Source organism: Candidatus Thermoplasmatota archaeon, assembly GCA_035541015.1.
Classification (GTDB): Archaea; Thermoplasmatota; SW-10-69-26; order JACQPN01; family JAIVGT01; genus DATLFM01.
The window spans coordinates 32,152-46,766 of sequence record DATLFM010000055.1; the positions used below are offsets into that span (position 1 = coordinate 32,152).

Below are 14,615 nucleotides of genomic sequence, written 5' to 3' on the forward strand. Positions count from 1 at the left end.
CACGTCCGGCAAGCTTCGCTTGCCGTCCGCGACCTGGGCCAAGACGGACGTCGAGCGCCCAGGGGGAGATTCGAACTCCCGAGTCCTTTCAGACACAAGCTTTCCAGGCTTGCGCCATACCGCTAGGCGACCTGGGCAGGGGCACAGGCGACGACGGGGCGCGCCTTCAAAATGGTTTCGCTTGCGCGGCGCGGGCGCTCACGCCAAGTGGGCGCCCAAGTCGCGCCGCACCCCGTACGCCCGCAGGGCGGTTGCGGCCAGCGCAAGGGCAAGCACGATCTTGCCGCCCGCGACGCTTGCGAGCGTGAGGACGGGCCACGGGATCGAGAAATTGTGACGGCCTTCCGCCAGACCCTCGTTGAAGCCGGACGCGGGACCGGCGACGGCCGCGTTGAGATGGAGCACGGCGGGCAGGAGGAGCGCCAAGACCGCCGCGGCGACGGCGAGCGCGCGTCCGGCCGGACCGGCGCGATCCCAAAGGGCGACGGCCCAGCCGACGCACAGGGCAAGGAATCCAAGTCCCGTCAGGAGGAGCGACCACCAGGCGATCGCGGGGGCCTTGGCGGAGGCGGACGTGAACGGGGCCGTGAGACCGACGAGCATGGACGCCAAGGGCTCGGGGAAGGAGAAAACGAGGAATCCGAGCAAGACGATGGGCACGGCTCCCATGACCAGAAGCTCGTGGTCCTCGCCGTGCTCCCGGCGCCCAAGGCCAAGCGCCACGAGGGCGGCCAGGATCAGCAGCGCCCCGAGCGCGCCGCTTGCAAGCGACAGGACGAAGCCGGCGGCGGCAAGTCCGAAGGCCGTTCGCGTGAGCATGGTCCTCCTTCACCGGACCCCCTCACCGGACCCTGTAGTAGGTCCGGTTGAGGAAGAATTCGTACGTCTCGCGGCGCTCGCTCCACAGCTTCCAGTAGGCCAACGCAAAGAACGTGATCTCAAAGGACGCGATCGTCAGCCACCACGTCATCCACGCCAAGAGCGTGTTGTCCAGCCGTTGCATGGCCAGGAGCAGGCCGTTGATGGGATCGAAGGCGGGGTTGGCGGTGACAAGCGGCGCGGCGCCGATGCACAACGGGAACGTCCAGATGGGCTGCTGGCACCCGTGGAACAGGTAGAACGGCAGGAACGGCGTCCAGTCGCCGATGTTGTACATGAGAAGCCCGATGAGCAGAAGGAAGAGGACCGCGCCGATGGCCGCCGCGCGAAGGGCCGTGTAACCGAGCACGCGCCAGCGCAGGACCGCGAACACGAGGGGAAGCGGAAGCGTCCAGAAGAGAATGGCCGGAATGCCCGCAAGGGTGCTTCGGACGCCAGCGAAGTGGAGCGCACCGTCGCCGTCGCGAACCACGCGCGAGGGCTCGCTGAAGGCGGCGCCGGGAACGCCCATCGTCGGGGGGCGGAGGTCGTTGCCGTCGAAGCCCCAGCGCACGACGTCGCCCGAAAGGACGCCCAGCGACGTAAGGTTCTCCATCTCGGAGGTCGCAAGCGCGCGGTCGACGACGCGGACGTCGTCGATCGTGCCGGCGAAGTAGGCCTTCACCTGGCCGGCCGCCGCCGGTCCGTTGCCCAGAAGCAGCGGCGCGCCAGTGCGCGTCACGGACCCGGCGACCTCGAGGCGTTCCAGGGGTTCGCCGTCGAACCAGCCCGTGAACGTCGTCCCGTTGTACGTGAAGGCGAACGTGTGCACGCCCGAATCGCGCAGGTTGCCGGCGGCGATCGTGTGGAGCGTGGAGACCACGCGCCCGTTGCGCGTCTCGTCGAGCCCAAGGCCAAACTCGATCGCGTTGGACGACAGGACGCGTATGTAGTATGACGCGGCGCCAGCCTCCAGCGCATCCGCTTTGGAGAGGATCCACTTCGTGTTGCCAAGCTCCTCCACGGAGACGGTGGCGGACACGGTGATCTCCCGCATGCCCGAGAGCGCCGGGTCGTCGGGCAGATAGGCCCCGTGCGCGGGACGCGGCGTGAGGTCGTACAGCGGCGCGCCCCATACGGGGTACTCGTTGTAGACGACGTTGTTCACGGAGAACACGCTCACCATGAACAGGAAGACGATGAGGGCGACGCCAAGGCCCGCCTGGAGGGGCGCCTCCTGGGGGCGGCGTGGGTTGCCGCGGTCGATGAAGGGAAGCAGGACGAGCGGCACGACCAGGATGCCGTTCAGGATGAGGCCGATCGTCTTCGCGTCGAGCACCACCGTCGTGCCCGGATTGACGAAGCCGTGGACCTCGGAGAGGCCGGGCACCTCCCAGGGCGTCGCCTCGCCGATGGGATTGGCCACGCCGGGCTTGAGAAGCCCGTAGGACCAAAGCAAGTACCAGTCGGGCAGGATGACCTCGGGCTGGCCGGCCGGGTTGGCGGGGGCTTCGAGGAAGTAGGGCATGGCCGCGGAGATGTACAGCGTGCCCGCGACGAAGAACAGGATGAGGGCCGTGTCGCGCATGGCCTCGTGCGGCCAGAACGGCTGGGCCTCCACCGTGCGGAGACGCTTCTTGGCGCGGCGCTCGCCTTCGATCCTGCGGGCCTCCTTGAGGTACTCCTCGGTGAGTTCCCCCATCGAAACGCGCGCGCTTGCCATGCTAGTGGGGCTCCGCGATTCCCTGCAGCCAGACGATCACGAGGTGCACGACGATGAGGCCAAAGGCGGCCGCGGGGAGAAGGAAGATGTGCAGCACGTACATGCGGGTGAGCGGGACGTTGAGCGCCGGATTGAAGGCCGTGCCCCCGAACAGGATCGCTTGCAAGTACTTTCCGATGATCGGCGAGGCGGCGCTCATCTCAAGCCCGATCGTTCCCGCCCACAGCGAGAGCTGGCTCCACGGCAGCAGGTATCCCGTGTACCCGAGCAAGATGGTGACGCCAAACAGGCCCAGACCGACGAGCCAGTTGAGCTCGCGCGGCTTCTTGTAGGCCTGCGTGAAGTACACGCGCATCATGTGGAGGAACACCGCCGCCACCATGATCATGGCGCTCCAGAAGTGGATGGAGCGCAGCATGTAGCCGAAGGGAACCTCGGTCATGATGTAGATCACGCTTGCCCACGCGACGGAAACGTTCGGATCGTCCCAGCCGGGCGCGGGGGCTTGGCTTGGCACGTAGTAGAGGGCCAGCAGCACGCCGGACACGACGGCGACGAGGAAGGCGAGCAGCGAGACGGATCCGAGGCTGTAGAGCGGGTACCAGTACCAGATGCTGCGCAGCTTGTACTTCTCCGTGTGGCTGCGCGGGAGCGCGAGGTTCATCTCGTAGTAGAAGTCCTTCATCACGTCCGTGTAGTCGCGCAGCCGGAAGCGTTCGTCGAGCCAAGCGAACGCGGCGAGCATCATCTTCTGACTCGGCGTCACGCGCCGAACGGGCCGCTTGCGGCCGATGCGGGGAGCGTCGACCGTCACGTTTCCCGCTTGGGGGGATTCAGTGGCCACCGGCGTCCCCTCCTCCAGGCGCGGCGCTCTCGCCGATGAAGTAGTCGCCCTTGACGAGAACGGGATCGTACACGCTGAAGTGGCAGGTGCAGAACACCTTGCTCCAGAAGCCTTGCGTGCGCGCAAGCGGCGACTCCTGCCAGCCGGGAACGCAGCAGAAATGCTTGCAGAAGCTGATGCAGGCCATGAGGACCGTGCCGTCGCCAAGGTCGACGTACATTCCCTCGGCGGCGCGCTCGAAATGCTCGGGTCCAAGCGGCCAGGGGCCCGGCGTGTACGCAAGGGCACGCCGGCGCATGCGCATGACGATGCCGGTGATGATGTTCTTGCCCGTCTGGCCCTCGCTTCGCCAGCGGAACCCCGCGCCGTAGCCGACGTCGCGGAAGTCGTCCACCCGAATGTCCTCGCCGATGCGGTCGCGGTACCAAAGCTCGATCCCGGCCGACTGCGTGGAGGCGATCTTTTCGGGCAGCAGGAAGTACTTCAGGTGGTTGTCCGAGCGGAAGGTGGAGGAGAGGCCCGGCGTATCCTCGTGCCCGCAGAACTTGTACCAGTCGAGTACGCTGCCGATGCGAGCGCTCCATTCCGGATCGTCGGAGCCAAAGTCGGGATCGCCAAGGACGACGCCGTCCTCGACCTTGAGGGGGATGAGGGGCAGCCCCTGCGGGGCCGGACCCGAGACAAGCGTGTTGCCGATGTAATGGAGCCGCCGCACGGGCGCGTCGCGCGTGATGAACGAGGAGTTGACGAGCGCGCCCACGCTGCCTGCCGCGGCCACGCCGGCGGCCGCAAGGAGGCTTCCCTTCACGAAGGAGCGGCGGCTGACGCCCTGCTCCGGTTCCGGGATCTCGTCGATGTCGACCATGGTTCCTCTAGAAGTCCTCGAACTTCTTTCGCCGCTTCTTCACGATCAAGAGGTCCGGCAGGAAGAACCGCCGGTACAGAACAAGGATGACAGCCGTGATGGCAAACACGTTGGCAAGCCAGAACGCCAGCACCTGCTGATCCACCGGCGTGTTCCACTTGGCCACGAAGCTTCCCCACAGGAAGAGGAGCACGAAGATCGCGTCGAGCGCCGCCAGGACGACGATGGCCGCGGCCACCGAGAGCGGCTCGGGAGCGGGTTCGTAGCGGACGATCTCGCCGGCTTCCTTGGCCATGGGTCGTCATCCCTCGCGCTCGCGCTCGGTCTCCGAGGCGGAGGGTCGGATGCGCGTAACGGCGTAGTAGACGCCAAGGATCATCGTTCCTGCGAGCGTGGCGACTCCCACGAACAGCAGGAACGTGAAGCCTTCCAGGCTGCCGGCCGCCACGACGTCCCGGCCCCACAGCTGCCAGGCCGCGTAGCCGGCAAACGCGAGGACCATCGCGCCGACGGTCCAGCTCGTCCAGTCGCGGGAGGCTTCCTTGCGAGCGGGAGCCTTGTCCTTGGCGGCCCGGTCCTTCCACGCGGCCCAGTGCGCGCTCTCTCCGTACCGCAGCACGAAGAAGGTGATCGCAAGCACGACGAAGAGCACGATGAAGCTCACGACGCCGACCCAGTAGGCGAAGAAGTTGACGCCAAGCTGCGTGAAGGCGTGGATCGGATCGTGCGCCTCGACGGCTCCCAAGCGTTGCGCGCCCATGGAGAGGAAGCTCAAGCGGTTCCAAAGGTCGTCGGGATCGTTGCCGTTGATGCCGTTCACCGTGTTCACGGTGAGCGTGAACTGGACGTCGGGTCCCGGCTGCGCCGGACTTTCCCATTGGAGCCGGAAGACCCGGTCGGCTTCGCGGTCGCCGCGCGCGGTGTGCGTGGCCTCGTGCCCGCCTTCGACGACTTGGACGAAGGATGCCTGCGCGGAATCCCCCGGCGGAAGCAGCGTTCCGCCGGTCACGTGGAGGTGGAAGCCGCCCGTGTTGGCGCCCTCGCGGGGTTCGGGACCCCCCTGCATGCGGATCGTGATCTCGTAGCGGCGCTGCTCGTAGGCGCCACCTGGCCCGACGGGTACGTAGAAGGGGGGAACTCCCTCGAGGACGGCCGCCACCTCGGGGCTGGGAGAGGGGTTGTGGCACGAGCAGCCGCCGGCCATAAGCGAGGCGGTGCCGGGATCCAGGTTGCCTTCGTGAACGCCGGAGGATCGGCTTTGAACGTCGGCGAAAACGCCAAGGAGCAAGCCCCCAAAAAGGACCAGCGAGAACGCGATTTTGAAGCGCGAACCGACCATGACGGCCACGTCGACCGCGCATGCGGGTGGCCTTATTTAAGAGTTCTCTATAGAGCGGAACGAGCGCGCAAAGGCCGTCGCGACGCGCTCGTTTCGATGAACGTTTTGCGATGAAAATGCATGGTCGGACGCATGCTTCCGCCCGCGCGCGGGCTGGCCTACGCCTCGGGCGCCCTGCTCCTTCTCTCGGGGGTCTCGGGAAGCCTCGGGGGGCTTGGCGGGGTCCTCGATGCCGCCTCGCTGCACCCGTCGATGGGCGAGTTTGCCGGCGCGGCGCGGCATGCCCTTGGCGTCGTGGCTGCATTGGGCGGGGTCTCGGTCCTGGCGGGCGGATTCTTGGCGGGGCGGACGCCGCGCGCGGTTCCCGCCGTGCTGATCGGGCTTGGTTCGGGGGCCGGCCTATTGGAATTCCTGGCGCGTCTGGCCTTGGCGTGGGCGGTGGCGCCGCGCGGCCCGCTGCCCCCGGAGCTTGGCGTAAGCGCCACGCTGGCCGGCGTCGGGACGCTTCTTGCGCTGGCGGCGCAGGCTCGTCTCTGGTGGCGCTAGACCGTGCCGGGAGGCGCGCGGGTCGCAGCCCCGCGTTGAGGCAACGTGGGCGCCACCGGCCGGTCCGCGGCGTACCGCCGGCGGAGCCGGCGCGCCATGGAGGCGACCAAGCGCAGGTCTTCCGTGGCCCCCCAGATTCGGGCCGCCAAGTACAGGAGGAGGACGGCAAGGCCGAGGAACAGCACGCCAAGGAGGTAGGGAAGGACGGCGAGGAACGTGTCCGGGGCAAGGAGCGCAAAGAGGCCCAGCGCAAGGAGCACGATGCCCGTGCCGACAAGCGTCGCGACCGTCGCGTTGAGATAGGACGGAAGCGTGTCGCCAACGGCCCGCAGCGCGACCGTCATGGTGGAGTCCACGGTCCGGTCGACCGTACCCTCCAGCGTTTCGGCCGTCGCCTGCGCGCGCACGCTTGCCTCCTCGGCCGCCACGGAAGCTTCCTTCGCCAACGCTCCGACCGAGGCGCCCGCCTCGGCGACCGAGGATCTCGTTGCGCGCGCGGCGTCCTCGCCTGCCGCAGCCGCGTCGCGTGCCGCCTGCGAAGCCTCCCGCACGAGAGGGCGCGCGCGGGCGGCGACGCGATCGATCGCGCGCGTGAGGTCGCGCGAGGCCGACAGCGTGCGGGCGGCCGCGTCGAGGAGCCGCTCCACGGTCTCGGCCGCGTCCCGAACGACCTCCTTTCCGGCTTCGGCCGCGCGGAGGATGGGCTCGCTCGGGCGCGCGGAGACGTTCGAGGCCGTCTCGAGCGTTGGCGGCGTTTCCGGCTTGGCCGGAACGACGGGAGCGGCAGGCGAGGGCATGGTCGCGCTCTCGACAAGCGCGACGGAAAGCTCGACGCGCCGGATCCCAAGCGCGCGAGCCAGCTCGTCGATCCGTTCCTCGGCGTCCCCGTCGATCACGAAATGGTAATACTCCTCGGGCGTTCCGCCGACCTCGTCGAAGGCCCGTCGCACCCGCTCGGCCGGCAGGCCCAACGCCGCGGCGACGTCCTCAAAGCGCGGGGCTCCGCTCGTCCGCCGGTCGAACGGGGAAGTGCTGGCCATGATCCTCCTCGCCAAGGCTCGCGCGGTTCCTCCCAAGGACGTTTGTGGGACAAGCGCGCCCGCGGTGGAAACCGTGAAGCAGGGGGCGACCCTTGGAGGCTCGGCCCTATGACGAGAAGAGGGTCACCCAAGGAGCCGCGTTCCGGCTTCCGATGACGACCCATTGCCTCCCGAGGGCTTCATTCCCAGACGACGGCCGGCGGCTTCGCGGCGTTTGCCTGCGAAGCGCCCGCCTCCGCCCGCGCCGGTCGGCGGCCGGAGAGCAGAAGCAGGGCGAGCAGGCCTCCCGCAGCGACCACGGGCACGAGGAGGACCCCCGTCGTGAGCCTCGATCCTTGCGCGAGCGCCCCCGTGGCGATCGGCAGCGCCAAGGCCAGGAAGGCCGTGCCGGAGAGCGCGGCTGCCAGCACGCCGGCGGCCGGCCGCAGCACGCCCCGGATGGCGGCGACCTCCTCGGCCGGCACGCCCTTGGCGCGATAGTGCGCGACCGCCTGCCGCGGAAGGATGGCAAGCGAGACCGCAAGCGCAAGGGCGACGGGAAGAGCGCCGACGAGCACGATCTCGGGCGCGGGAAAGCCGCCGTGGGCAAGCGCCAAGTCCGCGTGCAGCGCGCGCGACCAGTCGAGGTTCGACCAGCCGTACGCATGCAAGAGCAGGACCGGCGCGCACGCGCCAAGCCATCCGGCGACGCCAAAGTTCCGCGTCCAAGCGGTTGCAAGGCATTGGGCAAGCACGAGAAGCGAGGCGGTCGTCTCCCAGAAGCCGAGCGGGCTTGCGTCGAACAACGCCGCGAGGAAGAAGCCAGCGCCCGGGATCTCGGCCAGCACGACCGTCGGCACGTCGGGCACCGACGCGACGACGGGGCTCCATGCGAGGAGGACGCTCAGCACGATCCACAGGGCGATCGCCCCGCCGAACCGGAGCGCGCGCTCGCCGGGCTCCATCACCGGGCCCCCCGCAAGAACGCGCTCTCGAAACCGTGCCGACGCGGGTCCCATTCGACGACCGCGGCGCCCAACCGTCGGACGCGCGAGAGCGCCGGCCGGTCCAACCGGGAGAGAAGCGTCACGACGTCCTCGCCGTATTCCTCGCGCGCGGGCAGGAGGGCGTAGGGCGACGGCGTGACGACGACCACCGGCAGCAAGCGGCGGCGCCTCCCGGTGATCGCGCGCAGGCGACGCAATCCGTCCGCAAGCCCGTCGGTATCCTCCGTCGCGCGCGTGACCACGACAACGAGAGGACGCCCGTTCACGAGGTAGCCGCGACAGCGCTCGACGGCCGCCCGCAAGCCCTGCCGCGGCGGCGAGGGCGCCAGGCGAAGCAGCACCTGGCCCAGCCGCAGGAACTGACGCCGCCCCGTGTCCGGGTGGAGGAGCTGGTCCTGCGCGTTGTACACGTAGGCGCCCAGGCGGTAGCCGCGGTCGAGGTAGAAGCGCGCGACGCTGCCGGCCGCCTCGAGTCCCCGCTCGAAGGCGTTCTCCACGCTTGTGCCCACCTCCATGTAGGCGGCGGCGTCGACGAACAGGAAGACCGTCTTCTTGCCCTCGCGCTCGTACTCGTTCACGAGCGGGAGCGCGGGCATGGCGCCGCCGCCGGGCAGCGGCGCCGCGCCCGCCTGCCGCCGCGCGGTCGCCTTCCAATTGATGGCGCTCGGCGGATCGCCGAACGCGTAGTCGCGGATCTCGCGGAAGTCCGTGGTCTGCACGCCGATGCGAGCCTCGTCGTTCTCCGGGAAGATGCGGCGCGCAAAGCCGGGCGCCGCCCGCGTGCGCCGAAGCCCCGCCAGTCGAGGCTTCACCTCGAGCACGGCGTCGTCGCCCTGCACCCAGGCGACCGGGTCGCGCAGCCCCAGCGCGTGCACGGCCTCCAGGCGCGTGGCGGGAAGCGACCACGTGCCGCGCTTGGTCGCACGGAACGTGAACGCGAAGCTCGCCTCGAGCGGCCCTGCGTCCTTGCGCAGGAGGTGAAGGTTGCTGCCCTCGACAAGCTCGAAGGGCTCGGGCAAGGGGACGTGCACTTCGAGAAGGCCGCGACCGCCCGCGCAGGCGACACGGACTTCGACCGTCACCCGGTCGCCGGCGCGCACGTTCGTGCGGGACACGTTACGTTCCACGCGCACGTCGCGCGGCTCGTCGAGGCCGATGGCCGCCAGCACGATGAACAAAGGGAAGCTTCCCACGAGCAGATACGCGTAGTTGCCGAAGGTGAGGCCGGCGGCAAGGAGCGCCAGGCTCGTTGCCAAGAGCGCATGCCCGGACTTCGTGAGCATTCGGGCCTACCGTCCCCAGAATCCTTTCCGAGGCTTCTTGGCGGCCTCCGACGGAACGGGCGGCGGCGCAGGCGGCACGACGCGCTGCAGCGTGGGCTTCAAGGGCGAGGGCGGTCGCGCGACCGCGGTGCCCGGCGGTGAAGCGGGTGCTTGCGGCACGGCGCGCGGGGCCCCCGGGAGGGCGGGATCCGGCTCCCAGGCGACCGACTCGGTGGACGCGGGCGCGGCGGTCTCGCCCGGGCGGAAGCGCGTGGGGACGGGAACCTGGGCAACCACCTCGGTCACAATTTCCTCCGGCTTTACGCCCTCAAGCGTCTGCTCCATGTCGAGGATCGTACGGTGCGCGAGGGCGTCCACGACAAAGAGTTTCACGTCGTCGGGCGTGACGAAGTCGCGTCCGTGCAGGTAGGCCATGGAGCGCGAAACGCGGAGCAGCGCCAGGGCACCCCGGGGACTCGGGCCCACCTCCACCTTGGCGTGGTCGCGCAGGTTGCGGACAATCGTGCCGATGTAGCGAAGAAGGTCGTCGTGGATGAAGACGCGCTCGACCTCCTGCTGCATCGCGCGGAACTCGTCGGCCGTGCAGGCGGGAACGAGGTCCCGCGTGGGGTCGTCCTTGCGCCAGGCGATGCGACGCCGAAGCACCTCGGTCTCGGCCTGGAGGTCGCGAGGGTAGCCCGTCGACATGCGAAGAAGGAAACGGTCCATTTGGGCCTCGGGCAGAGGATACGTGCCCTCCTGCTCGATGGGGTTCTGCGTGGCGAGCACGAAGAACGGCGAGGCGAGCACGAGGGTCTCGCCTTCGATCGTCACCTGCCGCTCCTCCATGGCCTCGAGCAGCGCGGCCTGCGTCTTGGGCGGCGAGCGGTTGATTTCGTCGGCCAGGAGCACGTTTGTGAAGACCGGGCCCTTGCTCAGCCGAAACTCGCCGGTCTTGTGATCCCAAACCTTCGTGCCCACGATGTCGGCGGGCAGGATGTCGGGCGTAAACTGCACGCGCGTGGACTGGCATCCGATGGAGGCGGCAAACGCCTTCACGAGAAGCGTCTTGCCAAGGCCCGGATAGTCTTCGAACAGGACGTGCCCGTTGGCCAAGGCCCCTGCCAGGAGCTTTCGCAGAAGGAGCCGATTGCCCACGAAGGCGGCTCCCACGCTTTCCACGATCGCATCGCATTGTCGTTTGCCCTCGTCACCCATCCACGCCACCTCCGACCGTCGAGAGGATCTCGCGGTGGAGCGTAAGGCGCCGGGCGCGGTTGCGCGAGGCGAGCGCGCGCAGGCGGCGCCGCGTGCGGAGGAAGCGCGGAGGCGGAAGGTCCTCGTAGGACTCGATCCGCTCGCGGACGCGCATGGACGCCGACGCCGGCGCCCGCCCGGCGGAAAGGGCGGCAAGCACGAGGTCCCGGTAGCGCTCGCGCGCCTCGCCGCGCTCGACGAAGGCGCCCACGGTCGCGTCCACGTCAAGCCACCGACGGTCGGGGATCGGCCGGGATTGGCCGACGTGGCGGACGGCGACGCTTGCCCACGGTTTCTCGGGTGCCTTCGAGCCTGCAAACGCCCGGTAGCGCGCCAGAAGGAAGCTTGCGATCGCAAGCCCGACGCCGTACTCCCAGAGATCCATGTGCTCGACGGTGCCGGCCAGGCGAGGGCGAAGCGCAAGGTAGCTCGCGACGACCACGATGAGGTACACGAAACGGCTGGCGCTTCCAGAAAGGAAGGCGGCGAGTCCGTCCCGACGGTTGCGGGCGGCGGCCCGCAGGACGACCAGGAGCGCTGCCGCGCCGGAGGCCGCGGCCAGCACGACGCCCGCCTCCTCGGGAAACGGCAGGACGTCGCCAAGGGCCCGGTACAGGAGCGCCGCGCCGGCGCCAAGCAACGCCGCTGCGGCGACCCCGAGCGCGACCGTGCCGCCGGCAACGGCGCGCCCGGTCTCCTGGCGAGCCCACGCCAGGGCGCCGGCCAACAGGAGCGCAAGCGCAAGGGGCACGGACGGATCGCGCGGAAGGACGCCGGGCGCCGCGCGGGAGAACTCGGCAAGGCCAAAGAGGGCGACGAGGAAGGCGCCTCCGCAGAGGAGGGCCGTGGCAAAGAACGCAGCCCGATTGGGGCGCGCGGGCCCCGGACTGGATTCCCACGTGACGACCGGCGCGGGCGGAGCGGCCTGCGGGGGAAAACCTTGCGTCTCAGGCGGAGGCGGCGTCCTTCTCACCTCCCGTCGCGGGATCCGGCGGCGGCGCAAGCTTGCCGCGCGCATGCGCAAGCGCGCGCGCCCGGGCCCGCTCGAAGGCCACCCATTGCGAGCGGCCGAACGGACGCTGGCTGTAGTTGGCGATTTCGAACGACGTCACGGCCGACTCGAGAGACTCGTCGTCGGCCTGGAGATCCGCAAGCCGCCGCTGGATGTCGCGCGGCGTGGCGTCGGGTGCGATCGCAAGACCGGCGTCCGCAAGCTCGGCGCGAAGCGCCTCCCACGACCGACCGGCCTCCTTTCGGTACTCGCTCACGCGCAGCGGGGCGACCGCGCGCACGACCCCGGCGCGGCCTTCGCCCACGCGCGCGGCGATCGGGTGCTCACCCTCGTCGGCGAAGACGTGCTCGATCGTCGCGCGGCCGTCGGCCTCGGTGGTGAGCGTGAGGCGCCGGTCGGCGACGACGAGCAGAACGCGCTCGCCCGGAAGCGGCGCGCCGTCGGGTCCGCGGACCCGGACGCCGATCCGCAGCGGAACGCGTGGCTCCCAGACCGGCGGTACGTCGGCCTCGAGATCGGGAAGCTCGATGGAGAGCGACCGGCCCGGCGCGTGGGCCTGGAAGAGCACGGATCCGCGCGCGCGGCGACCTCGCACGGCAAGCGCGGCGCCAAGCGCGGCAAGCGGGACGCCGACGGCGACGGCCGCCGAGAGGGTCTCGTCAGGTGGCGCCGGGATTCCATGGACGACGAGGCGCCCGGAGGACTCCGAGGGCAGGTAGAATCCGTCGGGTCGCGAGCGGGCGGAGAGAGAAAGCGTTCCGACGAGACCCGAGACGTTGACGGAAACGTTCGAGGCGCCGTCGTCGCCTGTGATGAGGGGAAACGTGCGCACGACGGCGCCGCCGGAGAGGACATCGAGCGTCACGCTTGCGTTGCCAAGCGGCCGTCCGCGATCGTCGCGAACGACCACGCGCACGAGGGCCTCGGCGTCCTCCCGCACCTCCGAGGGGGCGTCGAGGGTGACGTTCGTGCGCGCACGGATCGTCACCGTGACCGATTTCTCGAGAAGGGGCTCGAGCAGGAGAACCGTGACGCTGGCGTTGCCAAGCGTCGCGTTGGCGCCGACGACCTGGCGGGAGCTGAAGTTGCCCGCCGGCTGCGTCGTGACCGTCGTGGTACGGCCCGCGGCGTCGGCGGTCTCAAAGCCGTGCACGACTCGCACGGCCCTCGGAGACGAAGGCGGGCCGTCGCCGACGCGCACGGTACCTCGGATCTCCACCGGCTCGCCGCGCACGGCCTCCACCGTCTCCCCCACATCGAGCGCGGCGTTCACGATACGAAGCGTCGTGCTCGCGTTCGAGGCGAAGTAGAAGTCGTCGCCGGGAAACTCGACGATCACGTGGTACGTGCCGGCGCTGGAGAACGCGTGTCGGGCTTCGAACCGTCCGGCGGCGTCCGTGAAGGCGCGCAGCGGAGGTGCGCCGCCGGTCGCGCGGAGGAGGACCTCCGCCTCGGTCACCGGATCGCCGAACTCGTCCAACAGGCGCCCGGCGAGGGAAACGGAGACGCCCACGCCGTCGACGGCGGGAATCGAAAGCTCAAGGCGCGTCTCTGCCACGACGGAGAGGGGGGGGTCGCTCCACGACTCGCCGTATTGGTGCGTCTCGTTGATCGTTCGCGGCCTTGCGCCGGCCACGAGCTGGTAGCTGCGCGCGGGCAGCGATTGGACGGAGGTCGTGATGGCGTAGAGACCTCGGGCGTCGGTCGTTCCTTGCCCGATCTTGTCGCCGGGCGTTTCCTTCGTCCGGTTGAGGAAGAGGTCGACGACGGCGCCTGCCACCGGCGCTCCCGTGGCCTCGACCACGACGAAGCCCTCGACCGTGAAGGGCTCCCCCTTGCGAACGGATTCGGGCGCCTGCGTGATGTCGGTGAAGGTCGGGATCGTGATCCGCTCGCGCCGGGGCGGCGGAGGGGGCAGGTCGTCCGGGGGCGGCTCGCGACCGTCGGGAATCCTCGGGTCCGAGACGTTCCGCTCGTTGAACAGCGGCCGGTTCTGGAGGGGGTTGTTCGTGCGGTACGTGCCGCAGCCTCCGAGGTTCACCTGGACCCAGCCCACCGTGGGGGCGTACACTTCGACGAAGGCGTGCGCCTCGTTGGCGACAAAGCGGGTGGGCACGCCAAGGTACTGCGCCGTGACGACAAAGGCGAACGCGCGGTGTCGGCAGCACCCGTTCTGCGAAAGCGCGATCGCAAGGTACGGGTCGGGTTCTTGCGCGGCGGTGGGGATCGGCCCCTCGCCAAACGCGGAGAAGTACGCTTCGAGCCGGTCCACGATCGTGGCGACGCTCCGCTCGCCCGCAAGACCCACGTGCGCGGCCACGCGCGAGGCCGGAGCTGCCAGTTGCGGCGGCAGGGAGGGCGCAAGCGAGGCGGGCACGTCCGCCACGGTTGCGCCCGGCGGGAGCGTGCCGTCGAAGTACGCGCGAGGCGCCCACATGACGACGGTGAGCTCGACGGTGCCCTCGTAGTTGCCCTTCACGTAGTAGGCGTCGGCGCCGTCCTTCCAGAAGGTGAGCGACACGCGCGGCAAGGTCTCGTAGGAGCCGATCTGCGCCTCGGGGGAGACCGAGAAGATGGGGGTGGGCTTGCCGGGCGCCAGACGGATGGGGAACTGGCCTTCGAAGCGCAGCATGGAGGCGCTTCCGGAGAAGCCCGTCGGGACGGGCCGCAGCGCCGGGTCCTTCACGTGCAGGCGGTAGTCGGGCTTCACGGCGTCGAGCGCGACGAGGCGCTTCATGCAGCCAAGCGCCGGGTTGAAGACGAAATCGCACACGACGTCGCCGGCTTCCGAGTCGCGATCGGGCGTCCAGTCGGCGGCGGGGTCCGAAGGGCGCGAGACGTAGTTTCCGCGACCTTGCCCGCGCAGCCCGCCGAGGTTGGGAT

Annotated in this window: 13 protein-coding genes and 1 tRNA gene; 1 reads left to right on the top strand and 13 read right to left on the bottom strand. The window is 69.7% G+C overall.

Annotated elements, in window-relative coordinates:
• Positions 1–55 precede the first annotated feature (55 nt).
• The 7 genes from VM681_05180 to VM681_05210 form a co-directional block, all read right to left on the bottom strand.
• Positions 56–137, bottom strand: a tRNA-Ser gene (locus VM681_05180).
• A 61-nt stretch (positions 138–198) separates the two neighbouring features.
• On the bottom strand, positions 199–819 hold the full coding sequence (locus VM681_05185; GenBank protein ID HVL87386.1) for a hypothetical protein: 621 nt from the start codon (positions 817–819) through the stop codon (positions 199–201).
• Positions 820–841: 22 nt separating this feature from the next.
• Entirely contained in the window at positions 842–2,581 is a 1,740-nt protein-coding gene (locus VM681_05190) for a LamG-like jellyroll fold domain-containing protein (GenBank protein HVL87387.1), read from the bottom strand.
• Between the two features lies 1 nt (position 2,582).
• Positions 2,583–3,425, bottom strand: a complete 843-nt coding sequence (locus VM681_05195; GenBank protein ID HVL87388.1) for a cytochrome b N-terminal domain-containing protein — start codon at positions 3,423–3,425, stop codon at positions 2,583–2,585.
• Entirely contained in the window at positions 3,415–4,290 is an 876-nt protein-coding gene (locus tag VM681_05200) for a twin-arginine translocation signal domain-containing protein (protein HVL87389.1), read from the bottom strand. Before VM681_05200 ends, VM681_05195 begins: the two co-directional genes overlap by 11 nt.
• Before the next feature lie 7 nt (positions 4,291–4,297).
• Positions 4,298–4,585 (bottom strand): hypothetical protein, encoded by a 288-nt coding sequence (locus VM681_05205; GenBank protein HVL87390.1) that lies wholly within the window; start codon positions 4,583–4,585, stop codon positions 4,298–4,300.
• 6 nt (positions 4,586–4,591) lie between these two features.
• The gene (locus tag VM681_05210; GenBank protein ID HVL87391.1) at positions 4,592–5,629 is read right to left on the bottom strand and encodes a choice-of-anchor V domain-containing protein; all 1,038 of its coding nucleotides are present in this window, start codon (positions 5,627–5,629) and stop codon (positions 4,592–4,594) included.
• Positions 5,630–5,761: 132 nt separating this feature from the next.
• Here VM681_05210 and VM681_05215 point away from each other — a divergent pair, with 132 nt between their 5' ends.
• Entirely contained in the window at positions 5,762–6,175 is a 414-nt protein-coding gene (locus VM681_05215) for a hypothetical protein (protein ID HVL87392.1), read from the top strand.
• Here the strand turns inward: VM681_05215 and VM681_05220 are convergent.
• The 6 genes from VM681_05220 to VM681_05245 form a co-directional block, all read right to left on the bottom strand.
• Positions 6,172–7,215: a hypothetical protein gene (locus VM681_05220; protein HVL87393.1), complete on the bottom strand. Its 1,044-nt coding sequence runs from the start codon at positions 7,213–7,215 to the stop codon at positions 6,172–6,174. The two genes, VM681_05215 and VM681_05220, sit on opposite strands and share 4 nt — an antisense overlap.
• A gap of 179 nt (positions 7,216–7,394) precedes the next feature.
• Positions 7,395–8,159, bottom strand: coding sequence for a hypothetical protein (locus VM681_05225; protein HVL87394.1), 765 nt, complete (start codon positions 8,157–8,159; stop codon positions 7,395–7,397).
• Positions 8,159–9,484, bottom strand: a complete 1,326-nt coding sequence (locus VM681_05230) for a DUF58 domain-containing protein (GenBank protein ID HVL87395.1) — start codon at positions 9,482–9,484, stop codon at positions 8,159–8,161. The genes VM681_05225 and VM681_05230 overlap by 1 nt, the downstream gene beginning before the upstream one ends.
• 6 nt (positions 9,485–9,490) lie before the next feature.
• On the bottom strand, positions 9,491–10,681 hold the full coding sequence (locus tag VM681_05235) for an AAA family ATPase (GenBank protein ID HVL87396.1): 1,191 nt from the start codon (positions 10,679–10,681) through the stop codon (positions 9,491–9,493).
• A complete protein-coding gene (locus tag VM681_05240; GenBank protein HVL87397.1) occupies positions 10,674–11,693 on the bottom strand; it encodes a hypothetical protein in 1,020 nt (339 codons plus the stop codon). Before VM681_05240 ends, VM681_05235 begins: the two co-directional genes overlap by 8 nt.
• A partial coding sequence (locus VM681_05245) for a transglutaminase domain-containing protein (protein ID HVL87398.1) occupies positions 11,668–14,615 on the bottom strand: 2,948 nt, incomplete at its 5' end. The genes VM681_05245 and VM681_05240, both read right to left, overlap by 26 nt.

Coding starts and splice junctions, on each gene's coding strand:
- VM681_05205 (HVL87390.1), bottom strand. CDS start 4,585: ATGGCCAAGGAAGCCGGCGAGATCGTCCGCTACGAACCCGCTCCCGAG.
- VM681_05235 (HVL87396.1), bottom strand. CDS start 10,681: ATGGGTGACGAGGGCAAACGACAATGCGATGCGATCGTGGAAAGCGTG.
- VM681_05230 (HVL87395.1), bottom strand. CDS start 9,484: ATGCTCACGAAGTCCGGGCATGCGCTCTTGGCAACGAGCCTGGCGCTC.
- VM681_05210 (HVL87391.1), bottom strand. CDS start 5,629: ATGGTCGGTTCGCGCTTCAAAATCGCGTTCTCGCTGGTCCTTTTTGGG.
- VM681_05220 (HVL87393.1), bottom strand. CDS start 7,215: ATGGCCAGCACTTCCCCGTTCGACCGGCGGACGAGCGGAGCCCCGCGC.
- VM681_05200 (HVL87389.1), bottom strand. CDS start 4,290: ATGGTCGACATCGACGAGATCCCGGAACCGGAGCAGGGCGTCAGCCGC.
- VM681_05225 (HVL87394.1), bottom strand. CDS start 8,159: ATGGAGCCCGGCGAGCGCGCGCTCCGGTTCGGCGGGGCGATCGCCCTG.
- VM681_05190 (HVL87387.1), bottom strand. CDS start 2,581: ATGGCAAGCGCGCGCGTTTCGATGGGGGAACTCACCGAGGAGTACCTC.
- VM681_05215 (HVL87392.1), top strand. CDS start 5,762: ATGCTTCCGCCCGCGCGCGGGCTGGCCTACGCCTCGGGCGCCCTGCTC.
- VM681_05185 (HVL87386.1), bottom strand. CDS start 819: ATGCTCACGCGAACGGCCTTCGGACTTGCCGCCGCCGGCTTCGTCCTG.